This is a genomic window from Streptomyces pactum, assembly GCF_002005225.1.
Classification (GTDB): domain Bacteria; phylum Actinomycetota; class Actinomycetes; order Streptomycetales; family Streptomycetaceae; genus Streptomyces; species Streptomyces pactum_A.
Genome location: NZ_CP019724.1, coordinates 1,743,647 through 1,765,046, shown reverse-complemented (window position 1 = coordinate 1,765,046; position 21,400 = coordinate 1,743,647). Strand labels below are relative to the sequence as shown.

Here is a 21,400-nt window from a genome sequence, read left to right as displayed (position 1 = left end):
TTCATTCGTGTCCTGCTCCCCCCGGGTCCTGGTGCCCTGCCGGGGAGGGGAGGCCCCTTCCCGCCCGCCGCCGCAACGGAGACCGGATGAACCAGCCTGTGCCGAGCGAAGACACCCTTGCCCGCGTCGTCGATTGCATAGCCGACGTCCTCGGCACACCACCGCGGACGGTCGCGCTGACGACTCCGCTCGCGGCCCTGGGGCTCGAATCCTTCACCGCGGTGCGATTGAGGCGGCGGATCCGCGAACGCACCGGCCGGGACCTGCCGTTGACCGCCTTCCTCGGTGACGGCGCCACGGCCCGCGCGGTGACGGACCTGCTGATCGCCGCCGAGGCGTCCGCGGCGTCGGCGGACCCCGCGCGGCCCGCGCCTGCCGGCCCCGACGCGCTGGCGGCGGCGGAGGCGGGCCCCGGCGGTGGGGGAGTGACGGGGGAAGGCTTCCCGCTGACGCCGATCCAGGCCTCGTACCTCGCCGGACGGGCCGAGGGCATGCCGCTGGGCGGGGTCGCCACGTACTACTACCACGAGTACGACCGCACGCCCGGTGACGCGGACCCGCTCGTGGACGTCGACCGTCTGGAGACCGCCTGGAACCGACTGGTCGACCACCACCCGATGCTGCGTATGACGGTGGACCACCGGGGCCGCCAGCACATCGCCGCTGCTCCGGGCCCCTACCGGATCGGCGTCACCGACCTGCGGCGCGAGCCCGCCGAGGGCGTGCGGGAAGCCCTGGCGGCACAGCGGCGGGAGCGATCCCACCGGAACCGCCCCACCGGCTCCTGGCCGCTGTTCGACGTCCACGCCACGCTGGTGCCCGACGGACGGACGCGGCTGCACGTCGGGGTCGACGTGCTGCTGACCGACCTGGCCGGCTGGATGCTGCTGATGCGCCAGTGGGGCCGCCTCGTCGAGGACCCCGCCCACCGGCTCCCCGAACCGTCGGCGCGGTTCGCCGACCTCCAGCGGGCCCGGTCCGCGGACCCCGAGTGGGCCGCCCGGCGCGCTCGTGACCGCGCCTACTGGGCCGAGCGCGCCCCCGTCCTGCCGCCGTCACCGCGACTGCCCCTGCTGCGCGACCCCGCCGACACCACCCCGCCCCGCTTCGTCCGCTCCGCGGCCGAACTCGACGCCGGAAGCTGGGCGGAACTGCGCGCCCGATGCGCCCAGCACGCGGTCACACCGACCGCCGCCCTCCTCGCCGCCTTCGCCGTCGTGCTCGGCCGGTGGGGCGCCGGGGAGCGGCTGTGCCTCAACACCACGCTGTTCGACCGCCCGGAGGAGGGGAACGGGGCCGAGAACGTGGTCGGCGACTTCACCACCACCGCACTGGTCGGCACGCCCCGCTTCCACCCGGCCGACTGGAAGGGCTTCGCCGACTACGCCGCCGCCGTGAACCACCGCTTCTGGGAGGACCTGGACCACCGGTCCGTCTCCGGTGTGGAAGTGCTCCGGGACCTGCGGGACCGCACCGCGCGGCCGGTGGGAGCCCCCAGCCACCCGGTGGTCTTCACCAGCGGCGTCGGTCTCGCGGGCGACGGGAAGCCCCCGGCCTCCTGGCTCGGCCGGGAGGTGTACGGCATATCCCAGACCCCGCAGGTCCTGCTCGACCACATCGTGTGGGACGAGGGCGGCCGGCTCCGCCTGGCGTGGGACGCGGTCGAGGGAGCCTTCCCCGACGGCTGGATACCGGCCCTGCTCGACGCCTACGTACGCCTGCTCACCACCCTGACCCGCCCCGCGGCCTGGCACGACCCGGCCCTCGGCTGGGACCCCTCCTTCCGCCCCGAGGAGCCGCTGGACGTCCGGCCCTTCACCACCGCCGGCCCTCTGCTGCACGACCCGGTCGCCGACGCGGCTCAGCGGCATCCGAGGCGGCCCGCCCTGCTCACCTCCGCCGCCACCGTCACCCACGCCCGCCTCGCGGGCAACGCCGCCGCCACCGCCGCCCTGCTGGCCGCTCACGGCGCGGGCCCCGGCGAGATGGTCGCCGTCGCCTGCGAGAAGGGCTCCGCGCAGATCACCGCCGTACTGGGCGTCAGCCTGAGCGGAGCCGGATACCTGCCGGTCGAACCGTCCTGGCCGGCCGCGCGCGTCGCCGCGGTCTGCGAGCGCGCCGGCGTCCGCCACGCGCTGGTCGGCCGGGGCGTGCAGACGCACTGGCCCGACTCGGTCACGGCGCACCGCCTGACCGCTGCCGGACGGCCCGCCCGCGGGGCCGCGCTGCCGCCCGCGCCGGAGCCGTCGCCCACGGCCCCGCGCCCCGACGACATCGCCTACACGATCTTCACGTCCGGCTCCACCGGCAGCCCCAAGGGCGTGGAGATCGAGCACCGGGCCGCGCGCACCACCATCGACGACATCGTCGACCGGTTCGCCATCGGCCCCGACGACCGGGTGCTGGCGCTGTCGGCACTCAGCTTCGACCTGTCCGTGTTCGACGTCTACGGCGTCCTCGGCGCCGGCGGATCCCTGGTACTGCCCGACCCCGCGCGGCAGCGCGATCCGCAGCACTGGCTCGAACAGGCCGGACGGCACGGCGTCACCGTGTGGAACACCGCCCCCGCCCTGCTGGAAATGCTCGTCGAGTACGCGGAGATGGAGCCGGACGAGGCCGGCGAGGCGCTGCGCGCGCTGCGTCTGGTGATGCTCTCCGGCGACTGGATCCCGCTGACCCTGCCCGACCGGCTGCGACGGCTCGCGCCCCGGGCTCAGGTGATGAGTCTGGGCGGGGCCACCGAGGCCTCCATCTGGTCCATCACCCATCCGGTCGGGCACACCGACCCGAACTGGCGCAGCATCCCCTACGGCAGGGCCCTGCGCGGCCAGAGCTTCCACGTCCTCGGCGAGGACGGCTCGCCCCGCCCGGTCGGCGAGGCGGGGGAGTTGTACATCGGCGGCGACGGACTGGCCCGCGGCTACACCGGTGACCCGGTGCAGACCGCCGAGAGGTTCGCCGTCCACCCCGTACTCGGCCGCAGGCTGTACCGCACCGGGGACCTCGGCCGGTGGACCGCCGACGGCACCATCGAGTTCCTCGGGCGCGTCGACCGGCAGGTGAAGATCCGCGGGCACCGCATCGAACTGGGCGAGGTGGAGGCGGTGCTGGCCCGCCACCCGGCGGTCCGCCAGTGCGTGGTGTCGTCCGTACGGGGGCCCGACGGGCGGCCCCGGCTGGTCGCCCACCTGGCGCCCCGCGGGGCGAGCGAGCCGCCGACGGCCCAGGAGTTGGCGGACGCCTTGCGCGAGCGGTTGCCCGACTACATGGTGCCCGGCCGGTTCGTGATCCTGGACCGGCTTCCGGTGACGGCCAACGGCAAGATCGACCACACGGCCCTGACCGCCGCGCCGGCCGACTCCGGACCCACGGAGACCGGCGAGTCGGGTGCGTCCGGCGCGGAACGGGACGAACCCTCCGCGCCCCGGAGCACGGCTTCGGCCGGAGCCGTCACCGAGCCGGCCCCGGCCGCCGACGCGGGCAGGGAGTGGGTGGCCGCGGCGCTGGCCGAGGCGGCCGGCCTCGGGCTGGAGGCGGCCCTCGTGGTCCGGCCCGGACGGCTCAGCCCGGACCGGGCGCTGGAGGCTTCCGCCCGTTGGCTGCGAAGCGTGGCGCGGACCGCGGACGGCAGGGGCGCCGAACCGCGCCTGGCCGCCGCAGGGCTCGCGGAGGTGGTCTGGCACCCCGACGGGAGCGCGCCCGAGACACCCGCCCCGGCCCCCGGTCCGGCGTCGGAAGCCGGAGCCCCGCCCCCGGCCTCGGCGCCTGACCCGCACGGCAGCGCGTCCCGCACGGCCCCCCGGCGTCGCGGGCACGGCCCCGCCGCACTCGTCGACCCGGCCGTACTGGAGGCACTCACCGGCGTACTGGCCGACTTCACGGACGTGCCGGTGACGCCCGACAGCACCTTCGGCGACCTGGGGGCGACCTCCCTCACCCTGGTCCTCGCCCACCGCCGGCTCCGCGAGAGCATCGCCCCCCGGCTGGCGCTGGCGGACATGTTCGAGCATCCCACCGTCGCCGCGCTGGCCGCCCGCATCACCGGCCATAGCGCCCCGGACCACGGCCGACCGCCTGGCGCCACCGCCACCGGAACCGGAACCGGAACGGACAGAGGCACAGGCCCGGGCCCTGGCCCGGACACCGACGCCGTCCCGCCGTCCGCGACCGCGCAACCCCCGCAACCCGCGCGGCCCTCGCGCAGAACCTCCCGCATCGCCGCCCGCGCCCTGGCCGAGGAGACCGCGTGAGCACCGGACCGACCACCTCCCGAGAACATGCGCCGGACGCGTCCCCGCCCGGCAACCCGGCCGGCGAGGACGACCTGATCGCCGTCACCGCCCTGGACTGCCGGTTCCCCGGAGCCCCTGACACGGCGGCGTACTGGGACCTGCTCGTCAACGGCCGCAGCGGACTGACCCGGCACAGCGAGCGGGAGTCGCCGGGCAACCCCGCGCACGTACCCGTCAGCGGGATCATCGACGGACAGGACCACTTCGACCCCGAGCCGTTCGGCCTGTCCGACGCCGAGGCGGCCGTGATGGACCCGCAGCAGCGGCTCTTCCTCGAGGCCTGCCTGCGTGCCCTGGAAAGCGCCGGGCACGGCGGCGGCGCCGGAGCGGGCGCCGTGGGGGTCTTCGCGGGCGCCGCCCACAGCGACTACCTCGCCCGCAACCTCGCGGACCGGTACGCCGCCTCCGCCACCGACCCCGTCGGCAGCCTGCAGGCCGCCCTCGCGGGAGTCGCCGACTACCTCCCGCTGCACGTCGCGCACCGCCTCGCGCTCACCGGGCCGGCCGTCGCGGTCGGTACCGCGTGCTCGACCTCGCTGGTGGCCGTGCACCTGGCGGCCCAGTCGCTGCTGGCGGGGGAGTGCGACACCGCGCTCGCGGGCGGATCCTCCCTGATCATCCCGCAGGGCAGGGGTTACCTCCACGTCCCCGACGGCATCTTCTCCGTCGACGGGCACGTGCGGACCTTCTCCGCCGGGGGGACCGGCATCGTGCACACCCAGGGCGTCGGGGTGACCGTCCTTCGGCGGCTGCGCGAGGCGCTGGCCGACGGCGACCCGGTGCTGGCCGTCCTGCACGGCTCCGCGGTCAACAACGACGGCGGCGACCGCACCGGATTCACGGCCCCCTCACCGCGTGGACAGGCCCGTGCCGTGAACGAGGCACTCGCCGTGGCCGGTCTCACGCCGAGGGACATCACCTACGTCGAGGCCCACGGCACCGCCACCCGCCTCGGCGACGTCGTGGAGGTCGCCGCACTGCGCCGCGTCTTCGGCGACACCGGCCCGGCCTGGTGCGCCCTCGGCTCGGTCAAGAGCAACATCGGGCACGCCAACTCGGCCGCGGGCATCGCCGGTTTCGCCAAGACCGTGCTCGCCCTGCACCACGGTGTGCTGCCACCCACCCTGGACGCCCTGCCGCTCAACCCCGACCTCCGGTTGGCCGACTCGCCCTTCACCGTCGTGCACGAGACCGCCGACTGGACCGGGCCCCGGTACGCGGGCGTCAGCTCCTTCGGCATCGGCGGCACCAACTGCCACGTCGTCCTGGGCAGCGCCCCCGTCCGGCCCGCACCTCCCGCCGACCCGCGCCCACAACTCGCCCTGCTCAGCGCGCACCGCGACGACGCCCTCGCCCGCCTGGCCGAGGACACCGCGACCGCCCTGCACACCACGGCCGCCGATCCCGCCGACGCCGCCCACACCCTGCACACCGGCCGCGCGACGCTGCCGTACCGCGCCGCGGCCGTACTCACCGGCCGGCGGGCGGCCGACAGCCGCGCCCTGCGCACCGCACCGCGGCGCCGTCCCGGCCCCACACCGCCCCGGATCGTGCTGGCCTTCCCCGGCGGGGGAGCACAGTACGCGGGCATGGGGCGCGAACTGTACGCGCAGGAGGAGGAGTTCGCCCGCACCGTGGAGGCGTGCGCCGACCTGTTCGACGACGGCGTCGGCTCCGGCCTCACCGAGCTGATCACGGCCGAGCCGTCCGACGAGGGGGCACGCCGGCTGCTGCGCGACCCCGAACACGGCCTGCCGGCCCTGTTCGCCGCTTCCCTCGCCGCCGCGCGGACGCTGCGCTCCTGGGGCGTGGAACCGGACGCGGTGGTCGGTCACAGCCTCGGCGAGTACGTGGCCGCCGTGCTGGCCGGAGCCCTGTCACTGCCCGACGCGGCGACGCTGGTGGCGGTCCGCTCACGCGGCATGTCCCGGGCGGCCGGCGGCGGGGCGATGCTGACCGTCCCGCTGACCGAGCGGCAGGTCCTGGCCCTGCTCATCGACCATCCGGAGCTGGACCTGGCCGCCGTCAACGGTCCGCGCTCCTGCGTCGTGTCCGGGCCCGCGCGGGCCGTGACCGATCTGGAACTGGCCCTCACCGCGCGGGGCGAGCACACCGTACGGCTCTCCCTCGACGCGGCCGCCCACTCCCGCCTGGTCGACCCGGTCCTGCCGGAACTGCGCGCGGCCGCCGAAGGCGTCCAGCCGGGCGTTCCCGGCATCCCGCTCGCCACGACCCTCACCGGGAAGCTGCTGGACACCGCTCCCGATGCCGACCACTGGGTGGCGCACCTGCGTTCCACCGTGCGCTTCTCCGACGCCCTGGCCACGGCCCTCGGCGACGGGCCGGCCGTCCTGATGCAGACGGGGCCGGGCAGTGGCCTGCTCCAACTGGCCCGCCGACAGGGGGACCGGCGGGCGCCGGCCACCCTGGCCACCTTCCCCGACCGCGACGATCCCCGTGGCGGGCGGGCGGCGCTGCTCGCGGCCGCCGGCGAACTGTGGACGTACGGAGTCCCCCTGGACGCGGCCGCCCTGCACCGCCCGGGGCGCCGGAGGACCACCCTGCCGGGCCTGCCCCTGGCCCGCCGCAGACTGTGGATCGACCCGCCCGCCGCCGCTGTGCCGGCGGATGGCCGGCGGCACCGTTCGGGGCAGCCGGTACCCGACGAGTCCGAGCCGCTCCAGTTGCCCGTGTGGACGCGCACGCCGCCCCTCGAGGCGGACCGTTCGGCGCTACGGGGCCGTTGGCTCGTGGCCGCGTCCCCCGACTCGCCGTCGGCCGGCCCGGTGCGGGCCGCGCTCGTCGCCGCGGGCGCCGAGGCCGTCACCCTCGACGAGGCGGTCCGGGATCCGGACATCCCGTGCGAGGGCATCGTCGTGACCGGCCCGCACGGCGGCCGCGGCGAGTCCCCGGCCGAGGGAGCGGACCCCGCCGCGACCGTCACCGCGTCGGTCCTGCGCTACGCGGAGGTGGCCCGAGCCGCCGCCTCCTGGGCCCACCGCGCCTGTCTGCTGCACGTCAGCCACGACGCCCAGCAGGTGGAGAGCGCCGACCGGCCCGCGGCCCACGCCGCCGCCACGCTCGCCGTACCCCGGGTGCTCGCCCAGGAGTTCCCAGGCCTGCGCTGGCGTGCCCTGGACCTGCCGGCCGGACCACCGGACGCCCTCGGCACGGAGGCCGTACTCGCGGAGGCCGCGGACCTGGTGTCCGGCGGGCCGAACGGCACCGAGTGCGCGGTCCGCGGCGGACACCGCTGGACGCGCGGCATCACGCCCTGGCGGCCGTCCGCCCCCGCACCGGACCCGGAAGGACCCGCCGTCACCGAGGGCGGCACCGGAACCGCGGTGGTGCTCGGCGGACTCGGCGACGTGGGCCTGGCCCTGGCCGGACACCTGGCCCGCTCCGGGCGGCGCGTCGTGGTGACCGGCCGCGCCGGACTCGACCCGCGTCCCGGCTCCGGCGGCAAGGACGCCGAACGCGCGGAGACCCTACGCCTTCTGCGGGCGTCCGGCGCCGACATCGAGGTCCGCGCCGCCGACGCCGCGGACATCGCGGCCACCACGGACCTGCTGAGCGAACTGACCGGCCGCCACGGCCCGCTGGACCTCGTCGTGCACGCCGCAGGCGTCGTCGCCTCCGCCGCCGTCGCACCGCTGCGGGCCACCGAGGAGGAGAGCGTGCGCGCGCACGCCCACGCCAAGGTCACCGCGGCGCTCGCGCTGCGTAGCGCCGTCAACGCCCTCCCGCCCGGCCGCCGCCCGGGCACCGTACTGCTGATGTCCTCGGCCACGGCGTTCGTCGGCGGCCTCGGCCTCGCCCCGTACGCGGCCGTCAACCGCTACCTGGACGCGCTCGCCGAACACGAGCACAGCGCGGACCCGGACGCGCCCCGCTGGCTCAGCGTGGCCTGGGACGGCTGGCGCGTAGGGCCCGGCCGCAGCGAACGCACCGTGGCCTCCCGGCACTCGATCGGCCTGGCGGACGGCATGCGCACCGTGGACCGGCTGCTGGCCCTCGCGGCCGCGGGCCGTTCGCCGGCCTCCGTCGTCGTCTCGCCGGCCGACCTCGCGCCCCGCACCGCGGGCACGCCCGCCGTCGTGGCCGCCGCCGCACCCGGCGTGTCCACGTCGGAGCCGCGGGACGGCACGGCATTCACCACCGCGGCGGAGGCACGGCTGGCCGAGGTGTGGTCGGACCTGCTCGGCTTCCCCGTCACCGACCGCGACGCCGACTTCTTCGCTCTCGGCGGACACTCGCTGCTGGCCACCCGGATGCTCGCCCGGCTGCGCGACGACCACGGCGCCGACCTGCTGCTGCAAGACCTCCTCGCCCGGCCCTCCATCGCGGCCCTGGCCCCGATGCTGCCCGGCGGGCCGGACCGGCGCCCACCGGCCGGACCGCAGGACACGGAGGCCGCCCCACCCCCCGGACCCGACGAGGAGCCGCGCGAGTTCCCCCTCACCCGGGTGCAGCACGCCTACTGGGTGGGCGGGTCGGGTGGCTACCGCCTCGGCGACGTCCCCTGCTCCTTCCACCTGGAGTACGACTGTCCCGACCTGGACACCGACCGCTACGAAGCCGCCTGGAACGCGGTCATCGCCCGCCATCCCATGCTGCGCGCGGTCGTCTCACCCGAGGGCCGCAACCGGATCCTCGACAAGGTGCCCCACTACCGGATCCGCGTCCAGGACCTGACGGGGGACGACGACGGCGAGCGCGCCCGGAAGCTGGAACGCGTCCGCGAGCGCATGGTCCGCCGCGAACCCCGCCCGGGCCGCTGGCCCCTGGTCGACATCCGGGCCGCCCGGCTGCCCGGCGACGTCGTCCGCCTGTTCGTCAACGTGGACGTCCTGGTGTGCGACACGGCGAGCTACCTGGTCTGGGACCGGGAACTGCGCGCCCTCTACCACGACCCGGCCGCACGACTCCCTCCGCTGACCACCACCTTCGCGCAGTGCGTGGCCGCGCTCCAGCACCGCGCCGAAGGCCCCGGACACGCCCGGGCCGCCGCCTACTGGCGTGCCAGACTGGACGACCTGCCCGGCGCGCCGGCGCTTCCCGTCCAGGACCGGAATCCGCGGGAGCGGCCCCGCTTCGCACGGCGCACCGCCCGTCTGGAGCCGGACCGCTGGGACGCCCTCAAGGCCGAGGCGGCCCGGCGCGGACTGACCCCCACGGCCGTCCTGCTGGCGGCATACGGCGAGGCACTCGCCGGATGGTCGGGACAGGACCGGTTCTCCCTCACCCTCACCCTCTTCGACCGGCCCGCGCACCTGCCCGGGGCGGACGCCGTGGTCGGCGACTTCACCTCGCTGATGCTGCACGAGGTGGACCGCTCGGACACCCGCCGCTTCGCCGACGCCGCCGTACGGGCCCAGCGCACCCTCTTCGAGGACCTGGACCACCGGGAGTTCTCCGCGCTCGACCTGCTGGCCGAGAAGTCCTCGCGCACCGGCCGCTCCGAGTCCGTTCCCGTGGTCTTCACCAGCGCCCTGGGTCTGTCCGGACCGCTCGGCGGCGGCCACGACCTGGACTGGGCGGGCACACCGGTGCACGGCGTGAGCAGCACCCCGCAGACCTGGCTGGACCACCAGGTGATCGAGCAGCACGGGGCGCTCCTGCTCCAGTGGGACGTGCTGGAGAGCGCCCTGCCCGCCGAGGAGGCCAACGCCGCGTTCGCCGCCTACACCGAGCGGGTACGCCTGCTGGCCGACGCGCCGTCGGCGTGGGACCTCGACGAGCCCCGCGCCGCGCTCCCCGTCCCGGCCCGCGCACCGGACCGGCCGGCACCCGCCGACGCCTCCCGGACGGCGAAACCGGCCGGCCACGGCCCGGGCCCCGACGCCGCTGCCCACGCCGGTGGCGATACCGGTGCCGGTGGCGACGCCGGTGGCGATACCGGTGCCGGTGCCGGTGCCGGTGCCGGTGGCGATACCGACGCCGCTGCCCGCGCCGGTGGCGACGCCCGCAACCGCGCCGATGCCGATGCCGACGCCGCCATGCTGCTGCACCACGGCAACGGCGACCGCCCGCTGTTCCTGATGCACCCCTCCGGCGGCGACGTGCTGTGCTACGGCGAACTCGCCCGCCTCCTCACCGACGGCCGGCCCGTCGTGGCCCTCACCGACCCCGCCCTGACCGGCGGCACCGGGGCGCGGACCATCGCCGAGATGACCGACCGCTACCTCGCCGCGCTGCGCGCCCACCAGCCGCGGGGGCCCTACCTGCTGGGCGGCTGGTCGATGGGCGGCACGGTCGCCCACCAGATGGCCGTGGAACTCGAACGACGCGGTGAGAGAACCGACCTTCTGGTCCTGATCGACTCCAACACCCCCGACCGCATCCGGGCCCTGGCGGGGACCGGCCGCACCCGGACCACCGCCCACGCGGCCGTCCGCTACCTGCGCTCGCTGGAGGCGTTCCTCGACCTCGACCTGGACCTCGGCGCGGACGCGAAGGAGATCCGCGAGGCCCCGACCCCGGCCGCCGTGCGCCGGGCCGTCACCGAGCGACTGCGGCTGGCCGGCCTGCTCGGCCCGCACGACACCGCCGACACCCGGCTGGAGGTCTTCGAACGCCACCTGCGGGCCCTGGCGGACCACCGGGCCGGACACCTCACCGACCCGGCCACCCGGCTCCTGCTCATCGCCGCGTCCCGCCCCTCGCCGCACAACGCCGGCGTCGGCATGGGCGTCGACGACGCCGGGGACCTGCCCGCCCTGGGGTGGCTGCCGCACGTCAACGGCCCCGTCGACGCCCACACCGTCGAGGGCCACCACTACTCCCTGCTCCACGACCCCGCGGTACGGCGGACCGCCGCCCTCATCGACCGGGCCCTGGCCGCCGTACCCGCCGACCGGTGAAAGCCGGCAGCCCCAGCCCCTGCGACACCCGAATCCCGCGGAAAGCAACCATGCACCAGCACCCCTCGTCCCGTGTCCGCCCGTCCCGCTCCCGCGGATCCGCCCTCGCCGCCCTCACGGCGGCCGGCGCCCTGCTGCTCGGCGCCTGTTCCGGCACACCCGCCGCGGACGCGGACGCGCCCGCCGCCGGCACCGGCACACCGGTAGACGGCGGCACCCTGCGGTACGCCGTCGCCGGATCACCCGCCACCGCCAGTGACGACCCGCACGGCGGACTCGGCAACGAGTCCGACGTCATGCGCTTCGCCCTGACCTACGACGTCCTGACCGTCCCCGGCGAAGACGGGAGGACCCGGCCGCGGCTCGCCACGTCGTGGAAGCCCAACGACGCCATGAACCGCTGGACCCTCACCCTGCGCGACGACGCCCGCTTCACCGACGGCGCCCCGGTACGCGCCGCCGACGTGCTCTACTCCCTGCGCCGCATCGCCGGCAAGGCCGCCGAGAACTACGGCCGACTCGCCGACTTCGACCTGCGGAAGTCCACGGCCCCCGACGAGCACACCGTCGTCCTCGCCACCCGCGCCCCGATGGCCGACGCGCCCCGCGCGCTGGAATCCGTCACCTTCGTCGTACCCGAGGGCACCGAGGACTTCTCCCGTCCCGTCCCCGGCTCGGGACCGTACCGGGTGGAGCGGACCAGCGCCCAGACCACCGTGCTCACCCGCAACGACACGTGGTGGGGCGAGCGCCCGCACCTGGACCGGATCGAGGTCCAGGCCGTCGCCGACCCGCAGGCACGGGCGAGCGCCGTCGCCTCCGGGCAGGCCGACGTCGCCGGAAGCGTCAGCCCCGCCGCCGTCAAGAGCACCGGCTCCTCGGCGAAGACCCAGGTCGTGCGCCGCGACGGGGTCACCGAGTACCCGTTCGTCATGCGCTTGGACACCGAGCCGTTCGACGACCCCGGGGTCCGCGAGGCATTCCGCCTCGCCGCCGACCGGAAGGCCCTGGTCGACACCGTGTTCCTGGGCTACGGGGAGGTCGCCAACGACCTCCCCACCCCCTACGACCCCTCGGCGCCCGACGACCTTCCGCAGCGCACCCGTGACGTGGAGAAGGCCAGGAGACTCCTCGAGGAAGCGGGCCACGCCGACGGGCTGTCCGTCACCCTGCACACCACCACCTCCTATCCCGGCATGGACACGGCGGCCACGCTCTACGCCCAGCAGCTCGCCGACATCGGCGTCGACGCGGAGGTGAAGGTCGAGCCCGCCGACACCTACTGGACCGCCGTCTACGCCAAGAAGGCGTTCTACACCGGCTACTACGGCGGCATCTCCTTCCCCGACCTGGTCCGTGTCGGCCTGCTGGCCGACGCGCCCACCAACGAGACCGCCTGGCGCAGCAAGACCTTCGACGACGGCTTCGCCAGGGCCATGGCCACCGCGAACGAGGCACGGCGCGAGGAACTGCTCTCCGGCATCCAGCGCGAGCTGTGGAAGGACGGCGGCTACGTCGTCTGGGGCACCGGCGACGGACTGGACCTCGCCGCGCCCGGGGTGCGCGGCCTCCCCGACGGGCCCGGCTTCCAGCGCATGTTCATCGACCAGGTGTGGATGGCCGAGTGACCCCGCGTGCTGCCGGCCGTGCCCTGCGCCCGCTGGGCCGGGCCGCGGCCCTGGCCGTCGCCGCCACGGCGGTGGTCTTCACGGCGACGGAGCTCCTCCCCGGCGACGCCGGGGAGCTGCGGACGACGGGCCGGGCCTCCCAGGAGGACGTCGCGGCGGAACGGCACCGTCTCGGACTGGACCGGCCGGCCGCGGTGCGCTACCTCGACTGGCTGTACGGTCTGGTCCGGGGAGACCTGGGACGCTCGCTGGCGGGCGACAGGCCGGTGGCGACGCTGTTCGCCGAACGGCTGCCCGCCACCGCCGTGCTGGTGGCCGTGGCGCTGGCCGTCACCGTGCTGCTGACCGCGACGGCCCTGACCCTGACGTACCTGCGTGGGGGCCGGGGCGGCACGGCCGCCGCCGCGCTGGCCGCCGTGCCGCAGCCGGTCTACGCGGCGTCGCTCGGCGCGGTCCTGGCCGGGCTGCTGGGCTGGCTGCCTCCCGTGTCCCTGCTCCCGCCCGGCGGCTCGCCCCTGGCCGATCCCCGGCTCCTGGTGCTGCCCGCCCTCACCCTCGCCCTGCCCTCGGCCGCCTTCGCCACCGTCCTGCTGCGCGGAGCGCTGGGCGACGCCCTGCGCCGCCCCCACGTGGCCGACGCACGACTGCGCGGCCTGCCCGCGCCGCTCGTGCTGCACCGGCACGTCCTGCCCTTCCTGTACGCGCCGGCGCTCCAGGTGGCGGCCCTGCTGGCCGGGGGACTGGTGGCGGGAACCGCCCTGGCGGAGACCCTGTTCGGCTATCCGGGCACCGGCCAGCTACTGGTGTCCGCCGTAGTGGTGCGGGACGTCCCCGTCGTCCAGGCCGCGGCCCTCCTCCCGGCCGCCGTCCTGCTGCTGGGCATGCTCCTGGCCGACCTGGCCGCCCGCCGCACCATGCTCCCGCGCCTCTCCCGGGGCGCCGGACGCGCCGTGCCGGACGGACCCGGAGGGGCCGGATGGTGAGCCGGTCCGCGCCGTCCTTCCCCACGACCGCCCGCCGCACGGCGCCCGTCGTCGCGGCCGCCGTCGTGCTGGTGTGCGTGCCGCTCGGCCGGTACGCCGCCCCGCACCCGCCGGAACGGACGGTCGCCGAGCCCTGGCTGCCGCCCGGCGGGCAGCACCTCCTGGGCACCGACGTCCTGGGCCGCGACGTACTGTCCCGGGTGCTGGCAGGGGGCACCGAACTCCTCACCGTGTCCCTGCTCGCCGCGCTCGCCGCCGTCGTCTGCGGCACGGCTCTCGGCCTCGCCGCGGGCTGGTCGGGCGGCCGTACCGCCCGCTCCGTGCGGGCCCTGTGCGACCTGCTGCTCGCGGTCCCCGCCCTCGTCCTGGCGCTGGTGCTGGCCACCGCGCTGACCGGGGCCACGGCGGTCGTCGTGGCGGCGGTGCTCGCCGGGGCGCCGCTGACCGCGCGGGTCGTCGGCACCCAGTGCGCCCACCTGCGCGACAGCGGACACGTGCACGCCGCCGTCGAACGGGGCGAGCGCACACCCGCCGTGCTCGTCCACGAGGTGCTGCCCAACCTGCGCCGTCTGGTCGCCGCCGACGCCGGACTCCGGCTGGTCACGGCACTGCAGATCGCGGCCGCCCTGGCCGTGCTCGGCCTGGGACCGCAGCCGCCCGCCCCCGACTGGGCCCTGATGCTCAGCGAGAACCTGCCCGGCGCCGCGCTCAATCCCCTGGCGCTGCTGGCTCCCGCGGTTCCCCTGGCGGGCTGCGCCTGGGTGTTCGCCGCGGCGGCCGGGACCGCCGCCCGCACGCCGCAGGAGGCCGTATGACAGCCCGTTCGCACACTGCCGCAGCCGCAGCCGCAGCCGCCGCCGTCCCCCTGCTGGCGGCGGAAGGATTGACGGTACGCCGCGTCCACGACGGAGCCACGGTGCTGCCGCCGGCCGGTCTCGAGGTCGGCTCCGGCGAGGTGCTGGCCGTCACCGGCGCGTCCGGTGCCGGCAAGACCACCCTGCTGCGGGCCCTGCTCGACGTCCTGCCGGACGGACTGCACCGTCCGGCGGGGACCGTCCGCTGGCGCGGCGCGCCGGTGGAACCGGGCCGGGCGGCCAGGCGGTGGCGGCGTGCCCGGTGCGGCTGGCTGGGGCAGGACCCCGGCGCGGCGCTGAACCCGCTGTGGCGCGTGGACCGGCTGATCGGCGAGGGGTTCACCGGTGACGCCGGCGCCCGGGTGCGGCGCGTCGAAGTCCTGATGCACCGGCTGGGCCTGCCACCCGGCCTCGCCGCACGACGGGCGGGGGAGGTCTCCGGCGGACAGGCACAGCGGGTCGCTCTGGCCCGCGCCCTGTGCGCCGACCCGGAACTGCTCGTACTGGACGAACCGACTTCGGCGCTGGACCGTGCGACGGCCGGCCTGGTCGCCGAAACCGTACGCTCCTGGCGGGACGTCCCCGGCAGGTGCGTCGTCCTGGTCACGCACGACGCCCACCTGGCCGCCGAACTGGCCGATCGCACCCTGGTGCTCGCCGGCGGCCCCCGTCCCGCGCCCGACGCGGGGGCCGCCGGCGGCCCGGCGCTCCCGGCAGCCCCGGGGCACGGACCACGCCCGGCCGCCGTGGTACGGGAGTCGCTTCCGTCCGCCGTCGTCCGCGAGCCGCTTCCGTCCGGCGTGGTACGGGAGTCGCTTCCGGCCGCCTCGGCGCACGAGGCGTCCGCCGGGACCGCCGGGACTCCGACCGGGCCCGCACCCTGCACGGCGGCTGCTTCGGCCGCGTCGTCGGCTTCCGCCGCCCCGTCACCGGCTCCTGTGGTGTCGTCCTCGGCTTCTGCGACGCCGTCGCCCGGTCCTGTGGTGCCGCCACCGGTCACTGCCGCGCAGGCACCGGATCCTTCCACGCCGTCACCGGCCTCTGCCACGCAGCCACCGGCACCGGATCCTGCCGCACCGCCACCGGCTCCCGTGCTGTCGCCACCGGCTCCCGTGCTGTCGCCACCGGCTCCCGTGCTGTCGGCGCGGGGTCTGTCGCTGCTCACCCCCGGCGGCGCGCCGTTGCTCGACGCGGGCGACCTGGAGTTGCCCGAGGGCGGCTGGCTGGCCGTCACCGGACTTTCGGGTTCCGGCAAGACGACCCTGCTGCACGCCCTGGCGGGCCGCCGCCCCCCGGCCGGCGGGGAGCTGCTGCTGCGCGGGCACCCGCTGCCCCGCGAAACGCGCTCGCGTGACCGGCGGATGCTGCGCGCCGTCCAACTGGCCGGACAGGACACGGTGACGGAACTCAACCCGGCGCACACCGCGGGCCGGTCGGTGGCCCGGCCGCTGAGGGTGTTCCACGGCACGACGGGGACGGCCGGGCGACGCCGGGTGCGGGAGCTGCTCGAAGCCGTGGGACTGCCCGCAGAACTGTCCGGCAGCCGGCCCTCGGCGCTCTCCGGCGGCCAGCGTCGTCGGGTCGTCCTGGCCCGCGCGCTCGCCGCCGAGCCCGACGTGCTGCTGCTGGACGAACCCACCGCGGGCCTCGACCCGGTCTCCGCGCGACGAGTCCTCGATCTCCTGGACCGGCTGCGCGGGAGCGGCCCGGCGATCCTGACCGTCACCCACGACCCGGACACGGCCGCCCGCGCCGACCACGTACTGCACCTGACCGGGCGCCGTCTCATCCCGCGGGCGCCCACGGCCCTCCCCGACCCCGCCCATGACCAGAGAACGGAGCATCACGGTGTCCGACAACACCACGGCTGACCACACCGGCCGGATCGCGGAGCTGCTGGCCGCCCACCCCTGGGTGGCCCGGGCACGCCCCGCGCCCGACGGCGGCGTCCAGGTCGTCCCGCACCCGTACGCCGTGACCGCCGTGCCCGAGCCGGGCCCTCTGCTGCGCGAACACCTCGAGCAGTGGACCGAGGTCTACGAGTGGGTGTACGAGACGGCCGAGGGGCGGCACGCCGACGACCTGGACCTGTCCGGATGGCGGGCGTCCGACACCGGAGCGCCGTTGCCCGAGAGCCACATGCGGGACTGGGTGGAGCGCACCGTGGAACTCGTCCTGGACCGGCGCCCGAGGCGGCTGCTGGAACTGGGCTGCGGCACCGGACTGCTCGCCTACCGACTCCATCCGCACCTGGACGGGTACGTCGGCACCGACGTCGCTCAGGTCGCGGTGGACCGCCTCGGCGACGCCGGCCTGCCCCGCTCCGCTTTCGTCCGGGCCGCCGCCCACGAGACCGCCGCCCCCGGAGTGCGGGACGCGATGGACGCCGTCTTCGGTCCCGGCACGCTCCCCGACTGCGTGCTGCTCAACTCCGTCACCCAGTGCTTCCCCGACCTGGCCTACCTGACCGCCGTCCTGCACGGGGCGCTGTCGGCCGTAGCGGACGGCGGCACCGTGATCGTCGGAGACAACCGGCACTCCGGCCTGTTGCTCGACCACTTCGAACGACTGGAGCGGGCACGGGATCCCGAGGCGGACGACACGACGATCGCCACCAGGGCCGCGGCCGCCGCGGCCGCCGACGAGGAGCTGTCCTTCAGCCCCGCGGCCGTCGCCGCGGCCGTCGCGGCCCAGCCGCGGCCGGTCCGCATGAGCGTGCACGCCCGCACCATGGCGGCGGACACCGAACTGACGCGCTACCGCTACGACGTCGTCCTGCGTGTCGGCCCGTCCGCCGGTGGGCGGGAGACCCGGCGCGTGCGCCGGACGCCGTGGCACGGGCTCCGGGGGAGCGACACCCGGGCAACGCTGCGCGGCGCCCTCGGCGCGGGCCCCGTCGTCGTCCACGGCATCCCCAACGCGCTCCTGTGCGACGCCCCGGGAGCGGTGACCCCGTACGCCCTGCGCGAGGCACTGGAGGGAGTCGACGCCGCCGTACTGCTCGACGTCGCCGATCCGCGCCTGCTGGCCGTGGCCGCGCCCGCGGACCGCGCCCCCGCCGCCGCGGACGTCGCGATGCCTTCCGGCCCGGCCGCCCACGAGCCGTTTCCCGTGTTCGTGCGGCGCCGCCTGCCGGAGGTCCTGCGTGATCACCTGCGCCGGGCGGAGCCGGCGACGAGCCCACCGGCGATCACCGTGGTGGACGGCGGCGAGGACGGCCGCTCGTGAACGACGTGCTCACCGACGAGGTCCTCGGCGGACTCCCGGGCGTGACGGACTGGCAGTTGGTGCGCGGTGGCGGTCGGGACAGCCTGCTGGTGGCGGGCCCGTCGCCCGGTCCGCGACCGCCGGCCGACGCCGGACGTGCCGACGCCGACGCCGCGGGCCGGGCCGCGGACGCGGGTGACGCCTCCGTGCGCGGTACCGATCCGGCCCCGCTCGCGGCCCTGATGCGGCAGCTCGACGAAGCGGCGCTGCTGACGATGGCCCGGGTGCTCGACCGGACCCGGCTGTTCCGCGACGCCGGCCGGCCGCACACCGACGAGATCCTCGCGGCCCTGGCGGTCGCCCCCCGGCACGCCTGGATCGTACGGCGCTGGCTGAGCACCCTGACCGCGGAGGACCGGCTCCGGCCGGCCGCGGCGACGGGCCGCCACCACCGCCTCACGGCGCCGGACCGCCGGGACCACGCACGGGCGTTGCGGGACCTGGAGGGGGCCTGCGCGGGCCTGGGCTACCCGGCGTCCATGACCCGGTTTTTCCGGGCCGCGGCCGAACGGCTTCCCCTGCTCCTCCAGGACCGCACGTCCCTGCACGAGGTTCTCTTCCCCGACGGGGAGACGGACACGGCGCAGGGCAACTACCGCGACAGCGTGCCCAGCCGCTGGGCCAACCACGCCGCCGCCGCCCTGCTCGCCGCTGAGGCCGGGCGCCGGAGCGAGCGGGGCCCGCTGCGCGTCCTCGAAGCGGGCGCCGGGGTGGGCGGCACCACCACGGCCGTCCTGGAAGCGCTCGGCGACACGCCCGTCGACTACCTGTTCACGGATGTCTCGCCGTTCTTCCTGCGGGCGGCCAAGGAGGCCTTCGGCGACCGCCCCGGAGTGCGGTACGCACTGTTCGACATCCAGGCCGACCCGCACGGGCAGGGCCTGGAGCCGGGCTCCCGGGACGTCGTCCTTGCGGCGAACGTCCTGCACAACGCGCGGCACGCCGGGCGCTGCCTGGCGGACCTGCGGGAACTGCTGGCCCCCGACGGGCTGCTGGTCATGATCGAGTCGTGCCGGGAGCACTACCAGGCACTCACCTCCATGTACCTGCTGATGTCTCCCGGGCCCGACGAGGAGGGCTGGTTCACGGACCTGCGAGCCGGCCAGGACCGGGTCTTCCTCACCGCCGAGGAGTGGACGCGGCAGTTGGACGCGGCGGGCTTCGACCCGCTGCCCGTCCTGCCGCACGAGGCACACCCGCTCGCCGCGGCCGCGGGCCAGCGCGTCATCGCGGGACGGGTGCGAGCCCACGGGGCCCGTCCGGACCCCGGCCGCGTCCGCGCCGCGCTCGCCGACCGGCTGCCCCCGTCCCCCGGCCCTCCCCGGGTCCACTCCGTGGACGAGATCATCCACCCCACCATCCCGACTGGAGAACCCCGTTGACCTCCCCCTCCACCTCCGAGCACACCACCTCCGGGCACACCACCTCCGGGCACGCCACCTCCGGGCATACCACCTCCGGGCATACCACCTCCGGGCATGCCACCTCCGGGCACGCCGCCTCCGGGCCGTCGGCCCCGGCCGACCTGGTCGACGCCGTCCGCGCCGTGTGGGCCGACGCCCTGGAGACCGACCCGACGGCCGTGCCGGCACACGCCAGCTTCCTGAGCCTGGGCGGCGACTCCGTCCTGGCCGTCCGCATGGCCGCGATGCTGCGCAAGCGGCTGGGCACGCCGCTGGCCCTGGCGGACATCCGGGTGGAGCAGAGCGCCGCCCAGCTCGCCGCCCTCGTCCACGAACGCAGCACCGGTTCCGGCACCGGCACACTGCGCCCGCTGCCCCTGGACCTGCGCCGGCGTGCGGACCCGGACGCCGCCTTCCCGCTTCTGCCGCTCCAGCAGGGCTACTTCGTGGGTCAGCAGGACGCCTGGGAGCTGTCCTACCGCTCCGCACACCACTACGTGGACATCGGCCTGGAGGACATCGACGCCGACGAGGCTCCCGAGGCGCTGCAGGACGCCCTGGAGCGGCTGGCCGAGCACCAGGCCGTCCTGCGTGCCCGCATCCTGCCCGACGGCCGGCAACGCATCCTGCCCCTCGACGATCCGGACGCGGTACCGAGGCTCGGCGTCACCGACCTGCGCGGCGCCGACGAGGAGACGGCCGCCGCGCGGCTCGCGGAGATCCGCCACGAGATGAGCACCGAGGGGCCCGACCCCGCCACGGGGTGCGGGCTGGACATGCGGCTGACGCTGATGCCCGGCGACCGGGCGCGACTGCACTCCGCCACCAGCCTGCTGATCATCGACGGCTGGTCCTCGGGCGTCTTCTACCGCGACCTCTTCGCCCTGGTCTCCGACTACAACGCCGTCCTCGCCCCCCTGGACATCGACTACGGCGACTACGTGACGACCCTGCGCGACCTGCCCGGCACGCAGGCGTGGCAGGAGGACCGCGACTGGTGGTGGGACCGCCTCGACTCCTTCCCCCTGCCGCCGGCGCTGCCGCTGGTGGCCGACCCCGCCGAGGTGCGCCCCACCCTGATGGGCACCCGGCAGGCGGTGCTGGCCCCGGAGCGCTGGTCGGCGCTGCGCCGTCTGAGCACCGAGCACGGGGTGACCCCCTCCGCGGCGATGTTCGCCGCGTTCGCCGGTGCCGTCGCGCGGGCCTGCGGGCACCGCCGTTTCCTCCTCAACACCCTGCAACTGAACCGCCTCCCGCTCCACCCGGACGTGTCCCGCCTGGTGGGAGCCTTCTCCTCCACCATGCTGCTGCCGGTCGACCTGCCGGCGGCCCCGGTCTTCGCCGACCTCGCCTCCCGCGCCCAGCAGGACATCGGCGACGCCCTCGCCCACAACCTGGTCACCGGCGTGGAGGTCTCCCGCGAACTGGGCCGTCGCCGGGGCACCCACCGTCCGGTGGCGCCCGTCGTCTTCCAGTCCACCCTGGGCGTGGACGCGGCACTGGGCAGTGAGGTGCCCCAGGAGGCGGGACCGCTCGGAGTCATCGACCTGCTGAGCCACCACCAGCAACTGAGGACGCCCCAGGTGGCCCTTGAGGTGCGGCTGTTCGAGCTGCGCGGCGAGCTGGTGGTCGTCTTCTCGCTGGTGGAGGAGCTGTTCGCGGGAGCGGATGTCGACCGGATGTTCGCCGATCTCATGGTCACCGTCGAGTCGCTGGTCGAGCCGGACGGCTGGTCCGCCGTCGTCGAACTGCCGGACCCGGTCGACGGCGAGCAGGAGGGACCGAGCCGGCAGGCATCCGGCCGGCGCCTGTCCATGCCCGCGACGGTGACCGACCGGGCGGAACCGGGACCGCCCCGCGACGACACCGAGCGGGCCGTCGCCGCTCACTGGGAGAAGTCGCTGGACTGCCCGGTGGACGAACGCACCGCCGAGTTCTTCGCGCTCGGCGGCGACTCGCTGCTCGCGGTGCGGATGCTCGGGTCGCTCGCGCGGGAGGGGCTGGGACGGGTGACGCCCCGCCGTTTCCTGCGGCAGCCCACGGTGGCCGGGCTCGCCGCCGCCCTGCGCGAGCCGGACGGCCGGTGAACGGGGTGCGGCGGGGGCGGGAC

Annotated in this window: 9 protein-coding genes; all 9 read left to right on the top strand. The window is 76.2% G+C overall.

Features of this window, described 5'->3' with window-relative positions; all coding sequences use genetic code 11:
* Positions 1 to 86 precede the first annotated feature (86 nt).
* The 9 genes from B1H29_RS07265 to B1H29_RS07220 are packed head-to-tail and all read left to right on the top strand — an operon-like array spanning position 87 to position 21,377.
* Positions 87 to 4,250 carry a non-ribosomal peptide synthetase gene (locus tag B1H29_RS07265; protein WP_055419456.1) on the top strand — a complete coding sequence of 1,388 codons (4,164 nt, stop codon included), beginning with the start codon at positions 87 to 89 and terminating at the stop codon, positions 4,248 to 4,250.
* The gene (locus tag B1H29_RS39845; RefSeq protein ID WP_063787509.1) at positions 4,247 to 11,155 is read left to right on the top strand and encodes a type I polyketide synthase; all 6,909 of its coding nucleotides are present in this window, start codon (positions 4,247 to 4,249) and stop codon (positions 11,153 to 11,155) included. Before B1H29_RS07265 ends, B1H29_RS39845 begins: the two co-directional genes overlap by 4 nt.
* A 50-nt stretch (positions 11,156 to 11,205) precedes the next feature.
* Positions 11,206 to 12,783: an ABC transporter substrate-binding protein gene (locus B1H29_RS07255; protein WP_055419455.1), complete on the top strand. Its 1,578-nt coding sequence runs from the start codon at positions 11,206 to 11,208 to the stop codon at positions 12,781 to 12,783.
* Complete coding sequence (locus B1H29_RS07250; protein ID WP_199832376.1) at positions 12,780 to 13,766, top strand: ABC transporter permease; 987 nt, start codon at positions 12,780 to 12,782, stop codon at positions 13,764 to 13,766. The genes B1H29_RS07255 and B1H29_RS07250 overlap by 4 nt, the downstream gene beginning before the upstream one ends.
* The gene (locus B1H29_RS07245; protein ID WP_055419454.1) at positions 13,760 to 14,581 is read left to right on the top strand and encodes an ABC transporter permease; all 822 of its coding nucleotides are present in this window, start codon (positions 13,760 to 13,762) and stop codon (positions 14,579 to 14,581) included. The genes B1H29_RS07250 and B1H29_RS07245 overlap by 7 nt, the downstream gene beginning before the upstream one ends.
* Entirely contained in the window at positions 14,578 to 16,491 is a 1,914-nt protein-coding gene (locus tag B1H29_RS38000; protein WP_199832375.1) for an ABC transporter ATP-binding protein, read from the top strand. The genes B1H29_RS07245 and B1H29_RS38000 overlap by 4 nt, the downstream gene beginning before the upstream one ends.
* Entirely contained in the window at positions 16,469 to 17,848 is a 1,380-nt protein-coding gene (locus B1H29_RS07230) for a class I SAM-dependent methyltransferase (protein WP_199832374.1), read from the top strand. Before B1H29_RS38000 ends, B1H29_RS07230 begins: the two co-directional genes overlap by 23 nt.
* On the top strand, positions 17,845 to 19,269 hold the full coding sequence (locus tag B1H29_RS39840) for a class I SAM-dependent methyltransferase (protein WP_055419452.1): 1,425 nt from the start codon (positions 17,845 to 17,847) through the stop codon (positions 19,267 to 19,269). Before B1H29_RS07230 ends, B1H29_RS39840 begins: the two co-directional genes overlap by 4 nt.
* A complete protein-coding gene (locus tag B1H29_RS07220) occupies positions 19,266 to 21,377 on the top strand; it encodes a phosphopantetheine-binding protein (RefSeq protein WP_199832373.1) in 2,112 nt (703 codons plus the stop codon). Before B1H29_RS39840 ends, B1H29_RS07220 begins: the two co-directional genes overlap by 4 nt.
* Positions 21,378 to 21,400 lie beyond the last annotated feature (23 nt).